Annotated in this window: 16 protein-coding genes; 6 read left to right on the forward strand and 10 right to left on the reverse strand. The window is 62.7% G+C overall.

The window, feature by feature from the left end; translation table 11 throughout:
* Positions 1 to 103: 103 nt before the first annotated feature.
* Together ACIGEK_RS02440 and ACIGEK_RS02445 are read left to right on the forward strand one after the other, a co-directional pair.
* Complete coding sequence (locus ACIGEK_RS02440; protein WP_397491790.1) at positions 104 to 1,099, forward strand: LLM class flavin-dependent oxidoreductase; 996 nt, start codon at positions 104 to 106, stop codon at positions 1,097 to 1,099.
* A 70-nt stretch (positions 1,100 to 1,169) separates the two neighbouring features.
* The gene (locus ACIGEK_RS02445; RefSeq protein ID WP_397491791.1) at positions 1,170 to 1,595 is read left to right on the forward strand and encodes an OsmC family protein; all 426 of its coding nucleotides are present in this window, start codon (positions 1,170 to 1,172) and stop codon (positions 1,593 to 1,595) included.
* Positions 1,596 to 1,613: 18 nt separating this feature from the next.
* Here the strand turns inward: ACIGEK_RS02445 and ACIGEK_RS02450 are convergent, their stop codons facing one another.
* Entirely contained in the window at positions 1,614 to 2,033 is a 420-nt protein-coding gene (locus ACIGEK_RS02450; RefSeq protein WP_397491792.1) for a hypothetical protein, read from the reverse strand.
* Between the two features lie 108 nt (positions 2,034 to 2,141).
* On the opposite strand from ACIGEK_RS02450, the gene ACIGEK_RS02455 reads away from it, so the two are divergent.
* Together ACIGEK_RS02455 and ACIGEK_RS02460 are read left to right on the forward strand one after the other, a co-directional pair.
* Entirely contained in the window at positions 2,142 to 3,194 is a 1,053-nt protein-coding gene (locus ACIGEK_RS02455) for an aminopeptidase (protein ID WP_397491793.1), read from the forward strand.
* A 64-nt stretch (positions 3,195 to 3,258) separates the two neighbouring features.
* Positions 3,259 to 3,489 carry a DUF1161 domain-containing protein gene (locus ACIGEK_RS02460; RefSeq protein ID WP_397491794.1) on the forward strand — a complete coding sequence of 77 codons (231 nt, stop codon included), beginning with the start codon at positions 3,259 to 3,261 and terminating at the stop codon, positions 3,487 to 3,489.
* A gap of 41 nt (positions 3,490 to 3,530) precedes the next feature.
* Here ACIGEK_RS02460 and ACIGEK_RS02465 read toward each other — a convergent pair whose 3' ends face one another.
* Together ACIGEK_RS02465 and ACIGEK_RS02470 are read right to left on the reverse strand one after the other, a co-directional pair.
* The gene (locus tag ACIGEK_RS02465) at positions 3,531 to 4,193 is read right to left on the reverse strand and encodes an HAD family hydrolase (protein ID WP_397491795.1); all 663 of its coding nucleotides are present in this window, start codon (positions 4,191 to 4,193) and stop codon (positions 3,531 to 3,533) included.
* Positions 4,193 to 4,735: a gamma carbonic anhydrase family protein gene (locus ACIGEK_RS02470; RefSeq protein ID WP_397491796.1), complete on the reverse strand. Its 543-nt coding sequence runs from the start codon at positions 4,733 to 4,735 to the stop codon at positions 4,193 to 4,195. The genes ACIGEK_RS02465 and ACIGEK_RS02470 overlap by 1 nt, the downstream gene beginning before the upstream one ends.
* Positions 4,736 to 4,907: 172 nt before the next feature.
* On the opposite strand from ACIGEK_RS02470, the gene prlC reads away from it, so the two are divergent.
* Together prlC and ACIGEK_RS02480 are read left to right on the forward strand one after the other, a co-directional pair.
* Entirely contained in the window at positions 4,908 to 6,956 is a 2,049-nt protein-coding gene (gene prlC / locus ACIGEK_RS02475; RefSeq protein WP_397491797.1) for an oligopeptidase A, read from the forward strand.
* Positions 6,953 to 7,240, forward strand: coding sequence for a YheV family putative zinc ribbon protein (locus tag ACIGEK_RS02480; RefSeq protein ID WP_397491798.1), 288 nt, complete (start codon positions 6,953 to 6,955; stop codon positions 7,238 to 7,240). The genes prlC and ACIGEK_RS02480 overlap by 4 nt, the downstream gene beginning before the upstream one ends.
* A gap of 67 nt (positions 7,241 to 7,307) precedes the next feature.
* Here the strand turns inward: ACIGEK_RS02480 and ACIGEK_RS02485 are convergent, their stop codons facing one another.
* From ACIGEK_RS02485 to recC, 7 genes are all read right to left on the reverse strand, one after another.
* Entirely contained in the window at positions 7,308 to 8,078 is a 771-nt protein-coding gene (locus tag ACIGEK_RS02485) for a substrate-binding periplasmic protein (RefSeq protein WP_397491799.1), read from the reverse strand.
* Positions 8,079 to 8,287: 209 nt separating this feature from the next.
* On the reverse strand, positions 8,288 to 8,902 hold the full coding sequence (gene prfH, locus ACIGEK_RS02490) for a peptide chain release factor H (protein ID WP_397491800.1): 615 nt from the start codon (positions 8,900 to 8,902) through the stop codon (positions 8,288 to 8,290).
* Positions 8,902 to 10,038 (reverse strand): RNA ligase RtcB family protein, encoded by a 1,137-nt coding sequence (locus tag ACIGEK_RS02495; protein ID WP_397491801.1) that lies wholly within the window; start codon positions 10,036 to 10,038, stop codon positions 8,902 to 8,904. Before ACIGEK_RS02495 ends, prfH begins: the two co-directional genes overlap by 1 nt.
* A 209-nt stretch (positions 10,039 to 10,247) precedes the next feature.
* On the reverse strand, positions 10,248 to 11,432 hold the full coding sequence (locus ACIGEK_RS02500; protein ID WP_397491802.1) for a hypothetical protein: 1,185 nt from the start codon (positions 11,430 to 11,432) through the stop codon (positions 10,248 to 10,250).
* A 13-nt stretch (positions 11,433 to 11,445) separates the two neighbouring features.
* The gene (gene recD / locus ACIGEK_RS02505; RefSeq protein WP_397493067.1) at positions 11,446 to 13,266 is read right to left on the reverse strand and encodes an exodeoxyribonuclease V subunit alpha; all 1,821 of its coding nucleotides are present in this window, start codon (positions 13,264 to 13,266) and stop codon (positions 11,446 to 11,448) included.
* Positions 13,266 to 16,811, reverse strand: a complete 3,546-nt coding sequence (recB, locus tag ACIGEK_RS02510; protein ID WP_397491803.1) for an exodeoxyribonuclease V subunit beta — start codon at positions 16,809 to 16,811, stop codon at positions 13,266 to 13,268. The genes recD and recB overlap by 1 nt, the downstream gene beginning before the upstream one ends.
* Positions 16,808 to 20,098, reverse strand: coding sequence for an exodeoxyribonuclease V subunit gamma (recC, locus tag ACIGEK_RS02515; protein WP_397491804.1), 3,291 nt, complete (start codon positions 20,096 to 20,098; stop codon positions 16,808 to 16,810). Before recC ends, recB begins: the two co-directional genes overlap by 4 nt.
* Positions 20,099 to 20,198 lie beyond the last annotated feature (100 nt).

A 20,198-nucleotide genomic window follows, 5' to 3' on the forward strand; every position in this document is an offset into this window, starting at 1 on the left:
CGCACCACCTGCCCTTGGAATCCGCAGAACAAACCCCACTATCTAACTCAGGTATTGGCGTATGACCGCGTCCGTGCAAATGGATAACCAATAGGCAGGCCCGATGAGCGCACTCGCACAGAGCAAATTTTCCACCCTCGATCTCGCCCCGATTCGTGACGACGGCAACGCCGCACAGGCCCTGCACAACTCGCTGGCACTGGCCCAGCATGTTGAACGCCTGGGATTCGAGCGCTTCTGGGTGGCCGAACACCACAATATGGATGGCATCGCCAGCTCAGCCACCTCCGTGCTGCTGGGTTACCTGGCGGCCGGTACCTCGCGCATTCGTCTGGGCTCCGGCGGGGTGATGCTGCCCAACCATGCGCCGCTGGTGATTGCCGAGCAGTTCGGCACCCTGGCAACCCTTTATCCGGGGCGAATCGAGCTAGGTCTGGGGCGCGCGCCGGGCGCCGATCACTTCACCGCCCAGGCATTACGCCGCGACCGGATTGGCAGCACCGATGACTTCCCCGCCGATGTTGAGGAGCTACAGCGCTACCTGGGCCCGCGCACGCCGGATCAACGGGTGATCGCCATGCCAGGCGCAGATACCAACGTGCCGATCTGGCTGCTCGGTTCCAGCCTGTTCAGCGCCCAGCTGGCGGGCGAAAAGGGCTTGCCCTATGCCTTCGCCTCGCACTTCGCGCCGCGCTATATGCATGAGGCGATTCGCGTCTATCGCAATCACTTCAAGCCGTCGGCCGTGCTCGATAACCCCTATGTAATGCTCGGCGTGCCGCTGATCGTCGCTGATAGCGATGAGCAGGCCGAATACCTCGCCACCTCGGCCTACCAGCGCATTCTCGCCCTGATTCGCGGGCAAAGCCTGGTGCAGAAGCCGCCAGTGAGCAGCATGCAGGGCCTGTGGCTGCCGCATGAGAAAGAGGCGGTGAGCAGCTTCCTCGGCCTGGCAATGATCGGCGGCCCGGAGAAAGTCCGTACGCGCCTGGAAGTGCTGCTGGAGCAAACCGGTGCCGATGAGCTGATATTCACCTGCGACCTGTATGACTTTGCTGACCGCATGCATGCGTTTGAGCTGGTCGCACAGTTGCGCTAACACTTATTTTTCGAACTTGTGCCGCCTAAGCCTGCTCTCAACCCTAGAACCCACGTACAGGAGTATTCGGATGAAAAAGACAGCATCAGCTCATTGGCAAGGTGGCATCAAGGATGGCAAAGGCACCCTCTCAACCCAGAGCGGCGCACTGACAAAGGCACCCTACGGCTTCAATACCCGCTTCGAAGATCAGCCGGGCACCAACCCGGAAGAACTGCTCGGCGCAGCTCACGCCGGATGCTTCTCCATGGCACTGTCCAAGGAACTTGGCGACGCCGGAATGACCGCCGAGAGCATCGAAACCCGCGCTGACGTTACCCTCGACAAGCAGGACGGCGGCTTTGCCATCACCGCCGTGCACCTGTCTTTGCGGGCAAAAATCCCCGGCGCAGACCGTGACGCGTTCGAAAAAGCCGTGGAAACCGCCAAGAACGGCTGCCCAGTTTCCAAGGTACTGAACGCTGAAATTACTCTGGAAGCAGTGCTCGACAACTAAGGCTGATCGCGGCGCGTTTTAGAACGTACCGCAGCGCAAAACCTTGCCGCGCGCCAACACGTTGCGCTGCTCATCATAGAGCCAGGCCTGCGCCTTCATCTGCATGGGTCTGGCCTCCAGCTGGTAGCGCTGGCCGGCCACAAAGTTGGCATGCCGCACGCGTATCTCGCAGGTCATCTGACGCGGCTCGTAGGCCCCATCCAGGCCACCGCCGCTGTTCACCTCGAACTGAAAGCGCGCCTGCAGTTCATGGGCACCGGCCGGCACCTGGAAGTAACGACCATCGTTGAGGCGCTGGCCATCGAGCTGATCCGCCATCAGCAGCGTACCGGCATTACTGCGCAGCTCAACCCAAGCCTGGCTCGGATCGGGTGATGGTAAGGGCGAGGCGCAGGCACTGAGCACCAGCACGCCGCCAAACAAAGCCAGACAACGCATAAACACCTCCATAAATCGCAATAGACCCTAGCCTACGCCGATAGCCCACTGGAGGCAGCAGCGCCAATGCGCTAGCGTGGCCGCCTGACTTCTCGTAGGTACTGAACCATGTTCGACGCTCTGCTCTGGCGCTGGGTTCCGCTGGTGGCCACGTTGCTGCTGAGCGGTTGCAGCACCCTGGATTACTACAGCCATCTGGCTGGCGGCCAGCTGCAACTGTTGCAGGCGCGCGAACCGATTGCCGAATTGCTGGAGAGCCCGTCGGTAGACACCGAACTCAAGCAGCGCCTAGCCCTGGCTCAGCGGGCGCGGGACTTTGCCAGCGCCCAGCTGAGCCTGCCAAACAACGACAGTTACCGCCTGTACGCTGATATTCAGCGACCCTTTGTGGTGTGGAACGTGTTCGCCACCCCGGAGTTTTCCCTGACGCCGCAGCTGCACTGCTTCCCAATCGCCGGCTGCGTGGCTTATCGCGGTTATTACAGTCAGAGCCGGGCGCGCGGCGCCGCAGCTTTACTCAAACAAGAGGGGCTGGACACCTACCTGGGCGGCGTCGAAGCCTATTCCACGCTCGGCTGGTTCGATGACCCGATTCTCAACACCATGCTGCGCTGGAGTGACGAGCGTCTGGTGGCGGTGATCTTCCACGAACTGGCGCACCAGCAGTTTTATGTAGCGGGCGACACGGCGTTCAATGAATCCTTCGCCAGCTTTGTTGAGCACGAAGGTCTGCGCCAGTGGCGCGCCAAGCAGGGTTTGCCGCCCAGCGACCCACAGGGCGAACAGCAGCGCGAGCAGTTTATTGCCCTAGTCCTGGCCAGCCGAGCGCGGCTGCAGCAGCTGTATGCCAGCGACCTGACGCCTGCGCAGATGCGCAGCGAAAAACAGGCCGAGTTCACCCGCCTGCGGGCCGACTACCATGCGCTAAGCAAGCGCGAGTGGGGCGGAAACGGGCGTTACGACGGCTGGATCAACGCGCCGATCAACAACGCCAAGCTGCTGCCGTTTGGCCTCTATGATCAATGGGTGCCGGCCTTTACCGTGCTGTTCGAGCAGGTTGACCGCGACTGGCCGCGTTTCTATCAGCGAGTCACCGCACTGGGCAAACTGCCCGAGGCGGAACGGCATCACGCACTCGCCGAGTTATCTCCCGGCGCTTAGAACTTACGTACCGAAAAGCCACTCCAACCCTTGTAGTTTCTGTTCACGCAAAAGGAGCGATGCAATGAACAAAGTCACCCTGGCCGTGCTGCTTGGCCTACTCAGTACCAGCGCATTGGCCGCGCCCAAGCCCTGCGAAGAGCTCCGCGCGGAAATTGAAGTGAAGATCCAGGCCGCCGGCGTTGCCAGCTACACACTGGAAATCGTGCCCAACGAAGACGCTCAAGACCCCAGCATGGTGGTCGGCAGCTGCGACGGCGGCACCAAGAAAATCATCTATCAGAAAAATGGCTAAGCGTAGGATGGGTTAGCCGCGCAGCGACGTAACCCATCGCCTTAGCCCATAAACGCCTGGTGCAGCTCGGCCAGGCTGTGGAAGTGGTAGGTCGGCGCCTCGGCCTGCAACTCAGCAAAACTGCCAAAACCATATCCCACCGCGGCCGCATCCAGGCCATTGCGCCTGGCGCCGATCAGGTCGTGCTTGCGGTCACCAATCATCAACGTGCGCTCCAGCGGTAACTGCTCCTGCTGCAGCAGATGGGCAATCAGCTCGACCTTGTCGGTGCGTGTGCCATCCAACTCGCTGCCGTAGATCACCTTGAAGTGCTTCGCGAAACCAAAGTGCTTAGCGATCTGCTCGGCAAACACCGTCGGCTTGCTGGTGGCGATATACAGCGTGCGCTGCTGGTTCTGCAGCAGTTGCAACAGCTCACCCACTCCGTCGAACAGCTGATTCTCATACAGACCCACCTCGCGGAAACGCTCGCGATAATGGTTCACCGCCTGCCAGGCCGTGGCCTCGTCAAACTGATACGTCTGCATAAAACACTGCAACAGCGGCGGGCCGATAAAGTGTTCCAGCGCCTGCAGGTCAGGCTCGTCGATGCCCAACTTGGCCAGCGCATGCTGTACCGATCGGGTAATCCCCTCACGCGGGTCGGTGAGGGTGCCATCGAGGTCAAACAGGATGTTCGAGTAACGCAAAAACGCTTGAGTCATCAGCTGCCGTAACCTTCCATCAGGTGCTGATCCTTCAGCCGTACGTAGTTGTCGGCGCTATAGCGGAAGTAGCCGCGCTCCTTCTCACTCAGCTCGCGAGCCTGTTTAGCCGGGCTGCCGACATACAGGTAACCGCTTTGCAGGTGGCTACCCGGCGGCACCAGGCTGCCGGCGCCGAGCATCACTTCGTCATCGACTACCACGCCATCCATGATGATGCTGCCCATGCCGATCAGCACCCGGCTGCCGATGTTGCAGCCGTGCAGGGTGACGTTATGACCGATGGTCACATCGTCGCCGATATTCAGCGGGTAGCCGCGCGGGTTGAAGGGCCCGGCATGGGTGATATGCAGCACGCTGCCGTCCTGAATGCTGCTGCGCTCGCCTATGCGGATGCTGTGCATGTCGCCACGGATTACCACCAGCGGCCAGACGGAGCTGTCCGCGCCAATTTCCACATCACCCAAAACCACCGCCGATGCATCGACAAACACCCGCTCGCCTAGCTGTGGAGTGAACTGTTGGTAAGTACGAATCGCCACGATAGAAACCTCTTAAGCTGCGTCTGACCTTGATTGTAATTAAGATGGCACCCATGTTCAGGGTATGCGTGCTGTTTTAGCCACAGCCACTGCCCATTCAAGCCTGCCCTGGGAGCCTTTTGCACCCGCCGGGGTCACAGCTGCAAACCCATTTCGTTACAGGTGACCTGTCGTGACTGCCAACAACCCACTGCTGCAAGCCTTCGATCTGCCGTCCTATGCTGCCATCCGTCCGGAGCATGTCGAGCCGGCAGTGGACAGCATTCTTGCCGAAAGCCGTGCGGCCATGAGCCGTCTGCTTGAACAACAGTCTGGCACACCAAGCTGGGATGGCCTGGTGCTCGTGCTGGATGAACTGGGCGCGCGCCTGGGCCAGGCCTGGAGCCCGGTCAGCCACCTGAATGCGGTGTGTAACAGCTCAGAGCTGCGCGCCGCCTACGAGGCCTGCCTGCCCAAGCTGTCCGAGTACTGGACCGAAATCGGCCAGAACCAGCCGCTATTCCAGGCTTATCAGGCGCTGGCCGAAAGCCCTGCAGCTGCTGGTTTCGACGTGGCGCAGAAGACTATTCTCGAGCACGCCCTGCGCGACTTCCGCCTATCCGGTATCGACCTGCCGGCAGAGCAGCAGAAGCGCTACGGCGAGATCCAGATGAAGCTCTCCGAGCTGGCTAGCAAGTTCTCCAACCAGCTGCTGGATGCCACCCAGGCCTGGACCAAGCACGTCACCGACGAAGCCGCCCTGGATGGCCTGACCGATTCGGCCAAGGCGCAGATGAAACAAGCTGCCGAGGCCAAGGGCCTGGACGGCTGGCTGATCAGCCTGGAATTCCCCAGCTACTTCGCGGTAATGACCTACGCCAACGACCGCGCCCTGCGCGAAGAGGTGTATGCCGCCTACTGCACCCGCGCCTCCGACCAGGGGCCGAATGCCGGCAAGCACGACAACGGCCCGGTGATGCTGGAAATCCTCGCCCTGCGTCAGGAACTGGCCAAGCTGCTGGGCTTCGCCAACTACGCCGAGCTGAGCCTGGCCAGCAAAATGACTGAAACCACCGAGCAGGTGCTGCACTTCCTGCGCGACCTCGGTACACGCGGCAAACCGTTTGCCGAGCAGGACCTGCGTGAACTGCAAGCCTTTGCTGCCGAACAGGGCTGCAACGACCTGCAAAGCTGGGACGTCGGTTACTACAGCGAGAAACTGCGCGAGCAGCGCTACAGCATTTCCCAGGAAATCCTCCGCGCCTACTTCCCCATCGACAAAGTGCTCAGCGGCTTGTTCGCCATCGTCGAAAAGCTTTACGGCATCCAGATCGAGGAATTGAGCGGCTTCGACACCTGGCACCCGGATGTACGCCTGTTCGAAATCAAGGAGAACGGCGCGCACGTCGGGCGCTTCTTCTTCGACCTCTACGCCCGCGCCAACAAACGCGGCGGCGCGTGGATGGACGGTGCCCGCGATAAACGCCGCGACGCGGCAGGCAAGCTGATCAGCCCGGTGGCCAACCTGGTGTGCAACTTCACTCCAGCGGTCGGCGGCAAACCAGCGCTGTTGACCCACGATGAAGTCACCACCCTGTTCCACGAATTCGGCCACGGCCTGCATCACCTGCTGACCCGCGTTGAGCATGCCGGCGCATCGGGCATCAATGGCGTGGCCTGGGATGCGGTCGAACTGCCGAGCCAATTTATGGAGAACTGGTGCTGGGAGCCGGAAGGCCTGGCATTGATCTCTGGTCACTATGAAAGCGGCGAACCGCTGCCACAGGACCTGCTGGACAAGATGCTGGCGGCGAAGAACTTCCAATCCGGCTTGATGATGGTGCGGCAGATCGAATTCAGCCTGTTCGACTTCGAGCTGCACGCTACCCACGGTGACGGCCGCAGCGTGCTGGATGTACTCGAGGGCATCCGCAACGAGGTCTCGGTGCTGCGTCCGCCGGCCTACAACCGCTTCCCCAACAGCTTCGCGCACATCTTCGCCGGTGGTTACGCGGCCGGTTACTACAGCTACAAGTGGGCCGAAGTGCTCAGTGCTGACGCCTTCTCCAAGTTCGAGGAGGAAGGCGTATTCAACAGCGCCACCGGCCGCGCCTTCCGTGAGGCCATCCTGGCCCGTGGCGGCTCGCAAGAGCCAATGGTGCTGTTCGTCGACTTCCGTGGTCGCCCGCCCTCCATCGACGCCCTGCTGCGTCACCTCGGCTTGAGCCAGGAGGCCGCATGACAGATGCACCTGTGAATGTCAGCGCAAAACGCTTTATCGCCGGCGCGGTCTGCCCGGCGTGCAGCGAAATGGACAAGATCCAGATGTGGAACGTCGACGGCGTGCCGAACCGCGAATGCGTGGCCTGCGGCTACGCCGACACCCTGGATGAGCGCGGCAACTCGGTACCGCGCGAACTGCCCACACGGGTCAATATCAGCGCACTGAAACCCAAGGTCGCCAACCCCAAGGTGCAAGTCGTGCAGTTTTTTCCTAATCCGAAGCTGAAGAAACCGGCTGAGTGACGGCATCGCCAGGGACGGCGAGCCAACCAAGGTCCATCAGAGGGCAGCGACAAGACGGTTCACCGAGCTACTGGCTGCTCTGCACCAGCGCCCGAGACTCTATATACCCCTCTATAACTTGCTGATAAGCCCCGCTGACCATAAGACGATCTAGGCCGGCATCGAACTGCGCGATGATCAGCGAGCCGCGAGGGTGATTGTGCGGCACGATCAGGTGCAGAGAACTAGTACTGATCATTTCGGCCGAGCGCTGTAGCTGGCCATTGTTGGCACCAATCAACTGCAATGCCGTATCACCGAGGCGTCGATCAGCGACAAAGAAATCATCACGGCCAATCAATACCAGCCTCGCACACTCCTTGATGCCTATCGGCGAGTGGCGTCGCACAACCCCCTGATCCAGAAATCCCTGGAGCAGAGCAGAGGGTTGCCAACCCAGCGGTATGCACACGCTCCGCCCCCGAATCTGCTCAGGATCCAAGGCCTCGATGGGATCATTACTACGACTGAAAATATGATGCTCAACCACCAGCAATGGTGCCGAGTAGATGTATTCTTTCTCTCGCTCAGGCGTGGGCACATAGGGAAATGTGGCGTCGTACTCGCCTCGTAAAGTTTTCAGATAGCCGCGATTCCAAGGCTGCCAGTCCAGTGTGCTGTCGATATCGCTCAGCGCCAGCACCGCTTGAACAACCTGGGTGAGCATGCCCCCAGCGGGTAGCATTTTCCCGGTAAACGGTGCGTAGTCGTCCCCCGTAACCAGCCGCAGTTCCTCGCTTACCGCGCTAGGACAACACAGCAGGCCCAGTAGCAGGCTGGCAAATAGTCGCGCACACATAAGTTCTTGACCTTAGCTCCAGATACGACGGCGCAGGTGATAACTCCAGAGAGTTAGCGCTTGAGTGTAGGCGACACACTTGTCCTGGCTAGCCCAGTTAGGCCAGAGCAGTGCCTGGACGCCAAGAGCTGATCTTGCACAGGTAGTGGCTGTACTGCCCAAACGAGCAGCACAGCAAATGCCGGGGCTTTAAGCGAGTAGCGTTCGCATCACTCGGACGTAAAACTCAAGCCACGGAAAATCCGTGCCGGGTTACCCCTATCCACCTGATGATGAAACAGGCGCCGTTCGGCCCTCAAGTCGCCATGTGCCTGCTCCGCACGCTGACTTAGCTTTTGAGCGATCAGCATCAACGCCAGACGCTTGTTGGCGTGTTGACTGCGTTCGGACTGCACCTTGACGCTGATGCCGCTGGCCACGTGAGTGGCGCGCACTGCCGAGTCCGTTGTGTTGACATGCTGGCCGCCGGGACCGGAGGAGCGCAGGGTTTCGAAACGGATCTGGCTTTCCAGGTGGGCCGGCGGCGCAGCGAACCGCGCGCCGCCAAAGAACCAGTTCTTGCGCCGATGCCCCGGCCGATAAGGGCTGACGCAGACCCATTGCAGCGAACCGCTCCAGGCATCCGCCAGTTGCCCGGCTGCCTCACCGCTCAGCGCCAGCAAGACCGAAAGCAAAGTTGCCGGACGTTCGCCGGCTTCCTCCTCCAGCACCCGCACCTCAACGCCCAGCTCCGTGGCTTCCGCCAGCAGACACTTGAGCGCTTTGGCCACCGCCAAGGCGCATTCTTGCGGCCCTTGGGCCGCCGACAATTGCAGAAGGATCATCAGCAGCAGCCTCCCTGCGTCTTGTAGGTCAGTACCGGTTTCAGGCGTGCCAGAACCCGCAGCAAACCGGCCTCGCGCAGCGCACCGACCACCGAGTCGATGGCCTTGTAGGCTTCTGGCGCTTCCTCGTAGATCAGCGCCCGGTCAGCACAAATCACCCGGCTGCCCAGCGCCGTGCGCTCCAGTTGCTTGGCGCTGTAACGCGTAGCAAGGCGCTCCTTGCAGTCACTGCGCATCCATTTACGCCCTGCGCCATGGGCCAGGGACAACAGGCTGCGCTCGTCGGCCAGCGGCTGCACCAGGTAGCTGTAGTCGCCCCGCGAGCTAGGAATCACCAACACACCCTGATCGGACGGCGTGGCGCCCTTGCGGTGCAGCCAGCCGTCCTGACCCGCAATATGTGCCGGCGATACCAGGTTGTGGTTGATATCCAGTAACTGTCCGCCCTCGGCGCGCAGCCGTTCGAGCATGCGCAGTGCGATCAGCTGCCGATTGGCCTCGGCGAAGCGCAAGGCGCCATCGTGGCGTCCCAGGTAATGGGCGCACGCCGCAGAGCCGGCCTCCAACCCTTGATGACCGAACAAGTCGACCTGCTCGCGCAGAATCGCCTCGCCAAGCCCACGCGAACCGCTGTGCACCAGTAACAACAGCTGCTTGCGGTCGATACCGAGGTTCGCCAGCGCTTCATCGTCGAAGCTCTGATCGAGTTGCTGCAGTTCGGCGAAGTGATTGCCGCCGCCAATGGTGCCGAGGGCACGCTCATGACCGCTCGGCGGCAGACCGAAAGCCGCGATGGCCTCCTGCCAATCATCGCCAAGGGAACCTTCTAGGCTACCGAGGCGCTTTTCCAGCTTGTCCAAATTCAGCTTGGCCACGCCAATATCGGTGCGCCATAGCGCCATGCCGCAGCCGATGTCGTTGCCGACCAAGGCCGGATACAAGCGGCCCACGGAAAAGAATGCCGCACCGACCGGATAACCGCGCCCCGGGTGCAGATCCGGCATCCCGGCGACCCGTTGCATGCCCGGCAGACGTGCGGTGGTTTCAAGTTGTTGGATCGCTTTTCCTTCGATCCAGGTGTCGTCCGCGGCGATCAAAACGATGCCGTCGGACAAATTGCGAATGCAAGTGCCCATAGTCCAATCCTGATGGGTTGAAACGAAAATAGTTGGATTGGCAGGTCGAAGCAGGGCGTTGCAGAAACCGCTGTGCAGCGGTGGGGGATGCGTTAAGCCAGGCGCGACCTGCAAAGGGTAATCAGTTGCTGCATGATGTGCCTCCTTTGCTGTCGGTTAAGAGAAGGCGCGCATCCTAGGCCGATGATGCGCGCAGTGCAATACCCGCCTTAGTCCGGCAATGCCAAGCGCAATCGACCGGGATACTTCTTGACCACCGCATAAGGCAGCACCGACCACTCAGTGCCCTCGCAGGCACGTGCAACACGCGGGAAGATCGAGTCGAACACAATACCGTCCTCATTGAGGTACCAACTGGGGAAATCCCACATATCCGGGTCGGCATAGGTGCATTCAAAGTCATCTGCAGGCTCTGGCAACATCTCCGGAGCGATCCGCCGCCACTGCTCGACCAACCAGGGTGCGAGGTACCGATTACGGTATTGGGAGAACACATCGAAACTCACCGAATCTTCATCCGGCTTGTGCTCTCGCGTTTCGTGATAGTGAAACGCGGGGCCGTCACCGACCCAGAGCAGGTCCTCCAGACCCAGCGGTTTTCCGCTACGTACATCCAGCGTAAGCGGCGCATCACCGAAATCCGGATGAGCGCCACCGCAGTCGTAGCTGGTAAAAATGCTCAGGCTTACAACATCCGTCGACAGCAGTCGCGGCTGCACGGTTTGTAGAAACTCCCCCCCTCTACCATGCACCCCCAGCTTGCAAGCGTGATAGTCGATCACTTCCTCGCGCAAGCGTGCGCGCAACTGCTGGTTGATCGAATCCAGCTGTGCCTGGGGATAACCTCTCAGCACTTCGAACATCGTCAACCCCGAAACGGGCTCCGTCCACCACTGCAACTCACGGCCCATAAACTCCTGGCGTTTGCCAGACGTTAGCGGCAACTCCTTGAGACGCAGGAACTCGTAGGGTGATGCGTCGTATAGGCGATACCAGAAGGGTTCGGCTCCCGCTGGCGGCTCCTCGATAGTCGGCTGAGTAAGCGTAACTGCCAGCCGTTTGCCCTGGGGCCCGACCCATTCGCCCTGCCACCCCTGCGGGCTGCGCTGCAAGCGCAGTTCGGGACGCCGAGCGTCGTCGTACTGGTCTCGGCCTTCGACCAGACTGAGCTGCTGGCCTTGCAGTCGGCCCTCCAGGGCCAAGTCGTGGTGATGCTTGCGATAAAAGTAGCGGCCAGTGACCTGCTCGGGATCGCTTAGATTAAGCTCCATGACTATCGCCATCTTGCCCAGCATCCCGCTGTAGACCTGCGGCCCTTCAGCAGCAAATAGCGCAGGTGGAACCATGCCCAGAAAGATCGCCACTAGTCGACACCAGAACATTCCGTTGCTCACCTAAAACTCCTAGTTAGAAAAGATCGAGCTGTTCCTGCGTCATCACAGAAGCAGCATTTTCAGACATTGGTATCTCCAACCGCTCAGCCAACCCCGCCGCACGCTCGGCACGGGTGACCACGGCTTCCCCTAGGCGCGCGGGCAGGGCCCAGATTTCCACCTTGTTCTTGGCCCGTGTGATGCCGGTGTAGAACAGGCTGCGACTGAGCAACGGGCTCGGTTGCTCGGGCAGCACCAGCAGCACTTGTGCAAACTCCGAGCCCTGGCTTTTGTGCACGGTCATGGCGAAGGCGCTGTCGTGGCTGGGCAGGCGCGCCGGGGCGAAGGGCCGGTAACCTTCCTCGCCCTCGAAGAACACCCGCAGGCCGTATTCGGTGTGCAGACAGATGCCGATATCGCCATTGAACAGGCCGAGGGCGTAGTCGTTCTGCCGCACCATCACCGGCCGGCCGACGTACCAGCGCTCGCGGCTGGCCACTTGGCTGCGCCGCTTGATCCGTGCTTCCAGTGCTTCGTTGATACCCGCCACGCCCCATGCGCCCTCGCGCTGGGCCGTCAGGGTGCGAAAGCTGTTGAAGGCGGCAAACGCCGCGGCGGCATCTGCGCTTTTCGCCGCAGCTATATAAGGGCCGTAACCCTGATCGAGACGGTCGAGCAAGTCCGCCGGCGCTGGCTCGGCGTTCCAGGCCAGGTCGCTGCGACCCTCCTTGAGCAAGTTGAGAGTGCCGCTGACATCGCCGCCGTTGATCCGCCGCGCCAGCTCACCGATGCCGCTGTCACCAGCAAAGCGGTGGCTATGGGTCAGCAGTACCACGGCGTCGCCCAGCTGCGAGGCCGGCTCGGACACTGGCACAGGTTGCCCGGTGATGCGTTGCAAGTCAGCTGCGGCCTGGGCATCGAAGCCGCGTCCCTCGCATAACTCAGCGAACACCGCGCCGGCTTCCACCGCACACAGCTGGTCTTTGTCACCCAACAGAATCAGCCGCGCCGTCGGCGGCAGTGCATCAAGCAGCTTGGCCATCAGCGCCAGATCGACCATCGAGGCTTCGTCCACCACCAGCACATCCAGCGCCAGCGGGTTGGCCGCGTTATTCCGCACCTGCGGGCTGTCGCCACGGCTGCCGAGCAAACGGTGCAGGGTGCGCGCTTCATCTGGCAGGGCAGCTTTGATCGCCTCGCTAACCGGCAGCTGGGCCTTGGCATTGCGAATGGCTTCGGCCATGCGCGCAGCAGCTTTACCCGTGGGCGCGGCCAGGCCGATGGCCAAATGTTCACAACCGGGCTGCTCCAGCAGCGCCGCGAGCAGGCGCACCACGGTGGTGGTTTTGCCAGTGCCGGGGCCGCCAGAGATCACCGCTAGCTTGCGCCGCACCGCTTGCGCGGCGGCCAAACGCTGCCAGTCGGGCTGTTGCTGATTGAAAGCAAATAAGCGGCCGAGACTTTCACTCAACTGGGCTTCGTCTACCTCAGGCAGATCGGCAGCGCGTTGCAGCAGTTGCGTGGCCAGATGCCGCTCATAGGCCTGATAGCGCGCCAGATACAGCCGACCGTGCTCAACAATCAGCGGGGTGAAATCGCCATCCGCGCCGACCAGCGGCGACGCGAGCAACTGCGCCTGCCAGTCCGCCAGTTTCGGTAGATTGAAGGCATGCTCAGGCCAAGGTCGCTGCCCGGCCAGTCGCGCCAGGGGCAGGCACACATCGCCCTTGTCCAACGCCATGCAAAGCAGCGCCGCCGAAGCCAACACCACCGGCGTAGCAGCCGGATCGAGACGCTGCAGGCTATCGACCAGCGCGCGCTCCAGCGGGCCTAGGGGTAAATCGTTTAACAACATCATTTACCCTCCGCGAACAACGTATCCAACGCATCCAGCAAGCCATCCGCCGGGCGCGAGAAGTACACCCCGGCGCTCGGCATGCCGCGCAGGAACAGGTAGTAGGCACCGCCAAGCTGCTCGTTGTGAAAGTCGTCCAGACGCTGACGCAGGAAGCGCCGCAGCGCCACCAGGTAGATCAGGTATTGCAGGTAGTAATGCTCGGCGGCCAGGGCTTGCAGCAGGCGTTCACCGTCGTAGTAGCTGGCATCCGGGCCGAGCCAGTTGGACTTGTAGTCGGCGATGTACCAGCGCCCGTCGTACTCGAAAGTTAGGTCGATAAAGCCTTTGAGAAAGCCCTTGAGGCTGTCGAATTCCAAACGCGCCGCCGCGTCGCGCATCGGCGTCGGCAGGCCGTGGGCGGGATCGCTGAGGATCGCCCGCAGGTGCTGCATATCCAGCCCGGCGACCGGGAAGGTAAAGCCCAGCTCGGGCAGGCGGCGCACAGGGTTTAGCCCGCTCAGGGTCAGGCCCTGGCCATCGAGATCGCAGTCGACCACCTGTTGCAGCTGCTCCAGCGCCACCGCGTTCCACTCATTGCTGATGCCGTGTCCGCTCAGGCCCGGCTCAATCAGCTCCGCCAGCGGGGCTTTACCGCGCGCCCAATCTTCCAGAATGGCGTGCAGGCAGGTACCAGCCCGGGCGCCACGGGGGAAGGCGAAAAAACCGCTGCCCGGCTCGCTGGCATCGGGCATCACCAAGCCGTCGCGGTCCGGCGCTTCCATGTGCATGCCGGCGGCCAGGCCGGAGAAGCTGCCGACCCGCCAGGCGCTGTACAGGCTGCGTTGCAGCGTCGCCAATTGCTGCGGGGCTGGCGCGCGCTGCTCGCCGGCGGCGCTGGCTTCGCTGTAACGCAGCGGCTGCAGGCTCATATAGCCGTTACTGCTACCAACCAGCTGCGCAACTTCCGCATGCAGCCCTTGCGGGCTAAGGCTTTGCAAGTGCCCAGCAAGCTCGGCCAGGGCATCCTCGCCCGGCAATTGCCGACCGTGCAGCAGCCAGGCCAGGGCGCTGCTGTGCAGGCCGCTGTCGCCGAGGGTGCCGTCCTTTTTCGGCTTGCAGTCCACCGGTCCCCAGTGCAGCCATAGCCGATCACGGGCGCGGGTCAGGGCCACATAGGTCAGGCGTAATTTCTCGGCGAAGCGTTCATGGCGGGCCCGCTCGCGGTGCACGTCGAGTTGTTCGCTGCCGAGGTCGAGCAGCGGCGTGCCGTCGTCGGCGTGGCAGCTGATGTCTTCATGCTGACGCAGTAACGCGCCGTCCCACAGGTAAGGGCAGAACACCAACGGATATTCCAAACCCTTGGAGGTGTGGATGGTGACGATCTGCACCCGCTCGGCATCGCTTTCCAGACGCAATAAAGCGTCCTCGCCATGGGCTTCGGCACTGCGCTGGGCGTTGAACCACGTCAGTAATTGCTCCAGCCCCGGGCGTTGCAGGCTTTCGGTTTGCAGCAACTCTGCCAGGTGCAGCAGGTTGGTCAAGCGTCGCTCACCATCGATCAGCGCCAGCAGCCGCTGGGCAATTTTTTGTTCATCCAGCCAGGCGCGGAAGGCGCGCATAAAGCCTTGCTGCTGCCACAGTTGGTGATAGCGCTCGGCCGCCTCGCGTTCGGCGTCCCAGGCCTGGGTATCCTCGGTGCAGGCAGCCAGATCAGCGGCGCTGCGACCGAGCAAGCGACTGGCCAGGGCATAGCGCAACGCACCTTCGCGGCCCGGTTCGGCGTAGGCGGCGAGCACAGCGCTGAGTTCATCCGCCTCCTCGCTGTGCCAGACGTTTTCTTTACCGCGCCGCACGCTGGGCACGCCACGGGCAGCCAGCTCTGCGGCCACTTCGCCGGCCTGGCGGTGGCTGGCGACCAGCACGGCAATATCGCCGCCCTTGATCGGCGTGCGCGTGCCGCCCTGGGCAAAGTACGCCTCGCCCTGACTGCTGGCGGCCAGCACGGCAGCGATGCGCCGCGCCGTATCGGTGGCGACCAGCGTGCCGGCCTGGCCCTTGCCCAGGTGCTCGTCATCCAGCCAGACCAACGCCAGCGGCGCGTCCTGCTCGCCCTCAACCGCCGGCAACACCAGTTGCGCTCGCGCCTTGTCGCTGGCCCCGACCTGCTGATAATCCAGGCCAGGCTCGGCGAACGGCATGGGCCGGTCGAACAGTTGATTGAGTGAGGCAATTAGCTCCGGCGTGGAGCGGTGGTTGGTGGTCAGGCTGTATTGCCGCGCCGCCTCGCTGCGCGCTTGCAGGTAGGTCGCCAGATCAGCACCGCGAAAAGCGTAAATCGCTTGCTTCGGGTCACCGACAAAACACAGGTCGCCGGCGTCCTGATAGATGCGATGAAACACTCGGTACTGCACCGGGTCGGTGTCCTGAAACTCATCGATTAGCGCCACCGGGTATTGCGTGCGCAGAGTGGTCGCCAAGTGCTCGCCACCCTCGCCCTGTAGCGCTTGTTGCAGCTTGTTGAGCAGGTCGTCGAAGGCCAACAGACGCTGCGCCGCTTTGCGCGCTGGCAGTTGCTCATTGAGCTGGGCGATCAGGCGGACTTGCAGGTCGATCAGGCGTTGTTCGGCTTCTGGCTGCGCCGTATCCAGGGCATCACACAGCTCTTGCAATGCAGCAGCCAGCGGATTGGCCGGCGCGTCACAGCCCTTTTTGCTGGCCTTGTTCAGCCCTTCACGGGCCAGACGGCGGTGTGCTTCGGTCTTGCTGAACAGCGCGGCGGCATCGCTGAAATAGCCATCCAACTCGGCCTGCCAAACACCCAGCTTGGCCGGGTTGCACATATTGCTCTTGAAGCCGTCGAAGGCTTTCAGTTGCTCCAGCCAGGCCGCACTTTCGCCCTGCCATAGGCGCTGCGCCTGTTGCCAGGCCGCGCGCAGGGCGGCCATGTCGCTGTGCGTGCCCGGCTGCGGCTCGATGCGCAGGTAGGGTTTACCGAGGTGATTGCGCAAGCGCTGACGCAGGCCTTGCGGGGTGATTTTCAGCTGCACCAGAAACGCCGCCCATTCAGGCTCGGCCGCCGCCAGCTCATGCCGCCAGAGGTCGGCGAGCAGCGCGTCGATAATCTCGCGGTCGTCGTGGGTTAGCTCGTTATCGAAATCGCCACCGGCCTCGAACGCCGCGTCCTGCAAGGCGCGCTGGCAGAAGCCATGGATGGTGAAAATCGCCGCCTCGTCAAAACCGTGCACCGCCAGCAGCAGCCGACGATGGCTGACAGCGTCCGGGTATTGCGCATGCAGCGCGTTAAGCAGCGCGTCATCGCCAGGGCCGTTGTCATACACCGCCAGCAGTTCGGCCAAGCGCTTGCGAATACGCTCGCGCAGCTCGGCGGTGGCGGCGGTGGTAAAGGTCACCACCAGAATCTGACTCACGCTGAGCTGCTTTTCCAGCAGCAGGCGGGCGTACAGCGCAGTGAGGGTCCAGGTCTTGCCGGTGCCGGCGCTGGCCTCGATCAGCGAGCGGCCGCTGAAGCTGTCGCGCAATAGGTTTAACGCTGCGCCACTCATGCCTCGTCCTCGTCACTGCCTTGCAGGGCGTCCAGCGCCGGGCCGTAGAGCTGTTCGGCGAGCGCCTCAAAGCGCTCATCCAGCGGCTCGCGGTCGCGGAAGGCCAGGGCATTCCAGGGGTCTTGGCCTTCGCCGGTCATGTAATCGTTGCCTTGCCACATCACCCGCGCCTCGCTGCGGGCGGCGTCAATTGGCTCTTTGCGCCCGGGTTTACGCCATTTGCTGGCAAAGCCATAGCTGCACTTGGCTAACAGCGGTAGCGGTTCACACAGCGCGCTTTTGTAGGCTTCGAGCCAGGGCTCCAACAGTTGCAGGGGAGCCGCCAGCGGCCCAAGCCGCCATTCGCGTTTTGGCGATAGCAGACGGCTCTCGCGGCTGATGCCCGGCGTCGCGGCACAATTGAGCAACAGGTGGCGCAGCCAGAACGGGGCAAACTCCCACGCGCCGAGGTCGCGCAGGCGGTAATCGAATAAGCCCTCACTGGTCACGCCATCCAGCCAGCCGTGAATGCGCACGCCGGCCAGTTCGATATCCACCAGCAGCGGTTGCGCAGCATCCTCGGGGCGCTCGTCGAACAGGGTTGGCGCAAAGGCGCGGATCGGCCCACGAATCTGCCCCCAGTGCGCCTGGCCCAGCTCGCCCACCGGCAGCCAGCCGGATGCCGCCGCCACGGCACGCTCCTCACGCTCACTCCAGCCTCGCTCGACGGCCTGCAAGGCCAACTGGCGCAAGCCATGTTGGCTGGTCCACTCGACGCTGAATGGCTCATCACCGGCCAGGGTTTCTTCTGTCTGCGCCAGGCGCAGGCCGAGACGCTGTTCCAACAGGTAGCGCGCCGGATGTTTGAAGCAATGGATCAGTTGGCTCGGCTCGATGCTCAGCGGCGCACCGCCCAGCCCATCTTGATCGGGGGCCGCCAATACACTGGCAAACGGCGCGGCACTTTCCACCGCCTGGCTTAGGCGCTGCGCCGCGTGGAACCAAGGCGCGGCAAAACCGGCGTGGCGGTCGCCGGCAAAGTTACCCGGAGCGAAGGGTTGCAGCGGATGCTGATGGGTGATGCGGGCGCTGGCCGGACCGCTGGCAGCGACGGCGGTGAGGTCGACCACATCGAGCAATTCGCTGACTAGCACCGAGGGTGGCAGTTCGGCATTGCTGCGCGGGTCGCGACCGACATAGCTGAGGTACAGCCCCCCGCGCGCCGAAAGCAGGGTTTCCAGCAATAGATAACGGTCATCCAAACGCCGCGCACGGTCGCCACGGCGGGGCTTCTGCCCAATCAGGTCGAAGCCGGCGGCGGGTGTACGCCGTGGCAGCGCGCCGTCATCCAGGCCAAGCAGGCAGACCAGGCGGAACGGCAGGCTGCGCATCGGCACCATGGTGCAGAAGGTCACCGCGCCGGTAAGAAAGCCCGACGCCGCGCTGCCCTGCTCCAACGCCGCCGTCAGTTGCTGACGAATCAGCGCCAGCTCAATCGGCCGCTCGACGCCGGAGGCCGTGGCCTGCTCCTGCAAGGCAGCGCAGGCCTTGGACAGCAGCAGTAAAGTGTCGCCGGCTTCCCGCTCATCAAACAGTTGGTCGATCAAAACTTGCAGCGACTCAGCCCACTCGCCCAAGGCCCGTGGCCGTTGCAGGCTCTGCGCCAGCGCGGCCAAGCGCTCGACAAATCCAGCCAAGCGCCCGAGCAATTGCGCGCGCGCACCCTCCAGCGCATCCAGCGGCCAGCTGCTGCCGAGCAAGGGCGCCGCCAATCCGGCGAGCTGCGGCGGTACGGCAAAGCCCAGCAGCAGGCGATCCAATCCTTGTCGCCAGGTGAACGCAGCATCGGCCGGCAAGCCCAGCTGCTCGCGGTGCGCGTCATCGCGGCCCCAGCGAATACCGGCCTCACGCAACCAGTCGCGCAGCAGGCTGAGGTCTTCGGCTTCGATCCCGGCACGGCGGGCGACGGCGGGCTGCTCAAGCAGGGTGAGCACCTCTTCGGCGGTAAAGCGGCTGTCCGGCAGGGCCAGCAGGCTGAGGAAGGCCTCAATCAGCGGGATTTCCGCACGCAGGCTGCGGTCGGCCAGGCTGAACGGCACGCGCGGCACGCCTTCACGTGGGGCGAAAACCGCTTCGATATAGGGCGCATAACGCTCGATATCCGGGGTCAACACCACCACTTGATCGGGGGTCAGTTCAGGTTCGGCAGCAAAGCGGGCGAGCAGTTGGTCATGCAGAATTTCCACTTCGCGCAGCGGCGAGTGAGCAATGTGCAGCTCCAACGAACGGTCGTCATCGCGCAGTTGCAGACGCTCATCCGGCTGCCGGGTATGCAGACGCAGAATGTCGTTCTGCAGCGCTTGCAGCAGGCTGGTGTCGTGCAGGTCGGCGTCCTCGGAGTACAGGCCGACTTCCTGACTACCTTCACTGGAGGCCAGGCTAAACAGGCTGTCGAAGAAGTCGCGGCCCTGCTTTCCGAGGCTCGCCAGCAGCGGGTGGCCGACATCCAAATACCAGTCATCCGGGCTCAGCTCCTGGTTAGCCGCTGCGCTTTGCGGCTGCCGTGCCAGCTCGCGGATATCGCGTATCTCGCCCCAGGCCTCGCGGCAGGGATTGAGGGCGAAAATCACCACTTCGGTGTGCCGCGCCAAACCTTCCAGCACGCGCATATGGTGCGGCGGCAAACTGCTGATGCCGAACACCAGTAGGCGCTCGGGCAGGCCACCGATCGGTGCGGCGTCGTACAGGCGGGCCAGCAAGTCTTCGAGCAGACGTGCACGGTGCGGGTGACCGTCCTTGGTCAGCTCGCGCCAGAGCAGCGCTTGCCAGGCTTCATCCGGGCCGAGATCAAGCAGCTCGTTGCGCTCCCAGGCGGCCAGCCAGTCGTCGCGATACAGCAGGTATTGGTCGAATACGTCGGCGATCTTGACGGCAAGTGACAGCCTGCGGCGCTCATCACCGCCTTCTAGGTAGTGCGCCAAACGCGGCGCTTGCGCCAGCTGCTCGGGCTCGCACAGCCAGTCATACAGTCGCCAACTCAGGCTGCTGGGGCTGAAGGCCGATTGCTCCGGCAGCTGGCCCAGACACAGGCGCGACATATCCCAAACAAACTTGGCCGGCAGCTGTACTTCAAGCTGCATGGCGATGCCTTGTTTGCACGCCAACTCCAGCGTCAACCAGCGGCCCATGCCTTGGCTCGGCACCACCACCAGCGCGGGTGCAAATGGATCGCGCATCGGCGTGGCCAACAAGCGCGTGGCCAGTGCTCCAAGGGTTTCAAGGTCGGGGGCATGATAGAGCGTGAGCATGGGCAGGGTCGCATCCGTTCAATCGGCCTAGGTTAACAGTTCACCCCGCCTGAAGGCATGCCGCTACGGCCTGCGCCACCACCTGGGGCATCGCGCCAAA

The sequence above is a fragment of the Pseudomonas sp. NPDC079086 genome, from assembly GCF_044542155.1.
Classification (GTDB): Bacteria; Pseudomonadota; Gammaproteobacteria; order Pseudomonadales; family Pseudomonadaceae; genus Aquipseudomonas.

What these genes read in the sequence shown, in the direction of transcription:
- ACIGEK_RS02480 (WP_397491798.1), top strand. Translation starts at nt 6,953, where the DNA reads ATGACAGATGCACCTGTGAATGTCAGCGCAAAACGCTTTATCGCCGGC.
- recC (WP_397491804.1), bottom strand. Translation starts at nt 20,098, where the DNA reads ATGCTCACGCTCTATCATGCCCCCGACCTTGAAACCCTTGGAGCACTG.
- ACIGEK_RS02495 (WP_397491801.1), bottom strand. Translation starts at nt 10,038, where the DNA reads ATGGGCACTTGCATTCGCAATTTGTCCGACGGCATCGTTTTGATCGCC.
- recB (WP_397491803.1), bottom strand. Translation starts at nt 16,811, where the DNA reads ATGAGTGGCGCAGCGTTAAACCTATTGCGCGACAGCTTCAGCGGCCGC.
- ACIGEK_RS02445 (WP_397491791.1), top strand. Translation starts at nt 1,170, where the DNA reads ATGAAAAAGACAGCATCAGCTCATTGGCAAGGTGGCATCAAGGATGGC.
- ACIGEK_RS02460 (WP_397491794.1), top strand. Translation starts at nt 3,259, where the DNA reads ATGAACAAAGTCACCCTGGCCGTGCTGCTTGGCCTACTCAGTACCAGC.
- ACIGEK_RS02485 (WP_397491799.1), bottom strand. Translation starts at nt 8,078, where the DNA reads ATGTGTGCGCGACTATTTGCCAGCCTGCTACTGGGCCTGCTGTGTTGT.
- prfH (WP_397491800.1), bottom strand. Translation starts at nt 8,902, where the DNA reads ATGATCCTTCTGCAATTGTCGGCGGCCCAAGGGCCGCAAGAATGCGCC.
- ACIGEK_RS02455 (WP_397491793.1), top strand. Translation starts at nt 2,142, where the DNA reads ATGTTCGACGCTCTGCTCTGGCGCTGGGTTCCGCTGGTGGCCACGTTG.
- ACIGEK_RS02450 (WP_397491792.1), bottom strand. Translation starts at nt 2,033, where the DNA reads ATGCGTTGTCTGGCTTTGTTTGGCGGCGTGCTGGTGCTCAGTGCCTGC.
- recD (WP_397493067.1), bottom strand. Translation starts at nt 13,266, where the DNA reads ATGTTGTTAAACGATTTACCCCTAGGCCCGCTGGAGCGCGCGCTGGTC.
- ACIGEK_RS02465 (WP_397491795.1), bottom strand. Translation starts at nt 4,193, where the DNA reads ATGACTCAAGCGTTTTTGCGTTACTCGAACATCCTGTTTGACCTCGAT.
- ACIGEK_RS02440 (WP_397491790.1), top strand. Translation starts at nt 104, where the DNA reads ATGAGCGCACTCGCACAGAGCAAATTTTCCACCCTCGATCTCGCCCCG.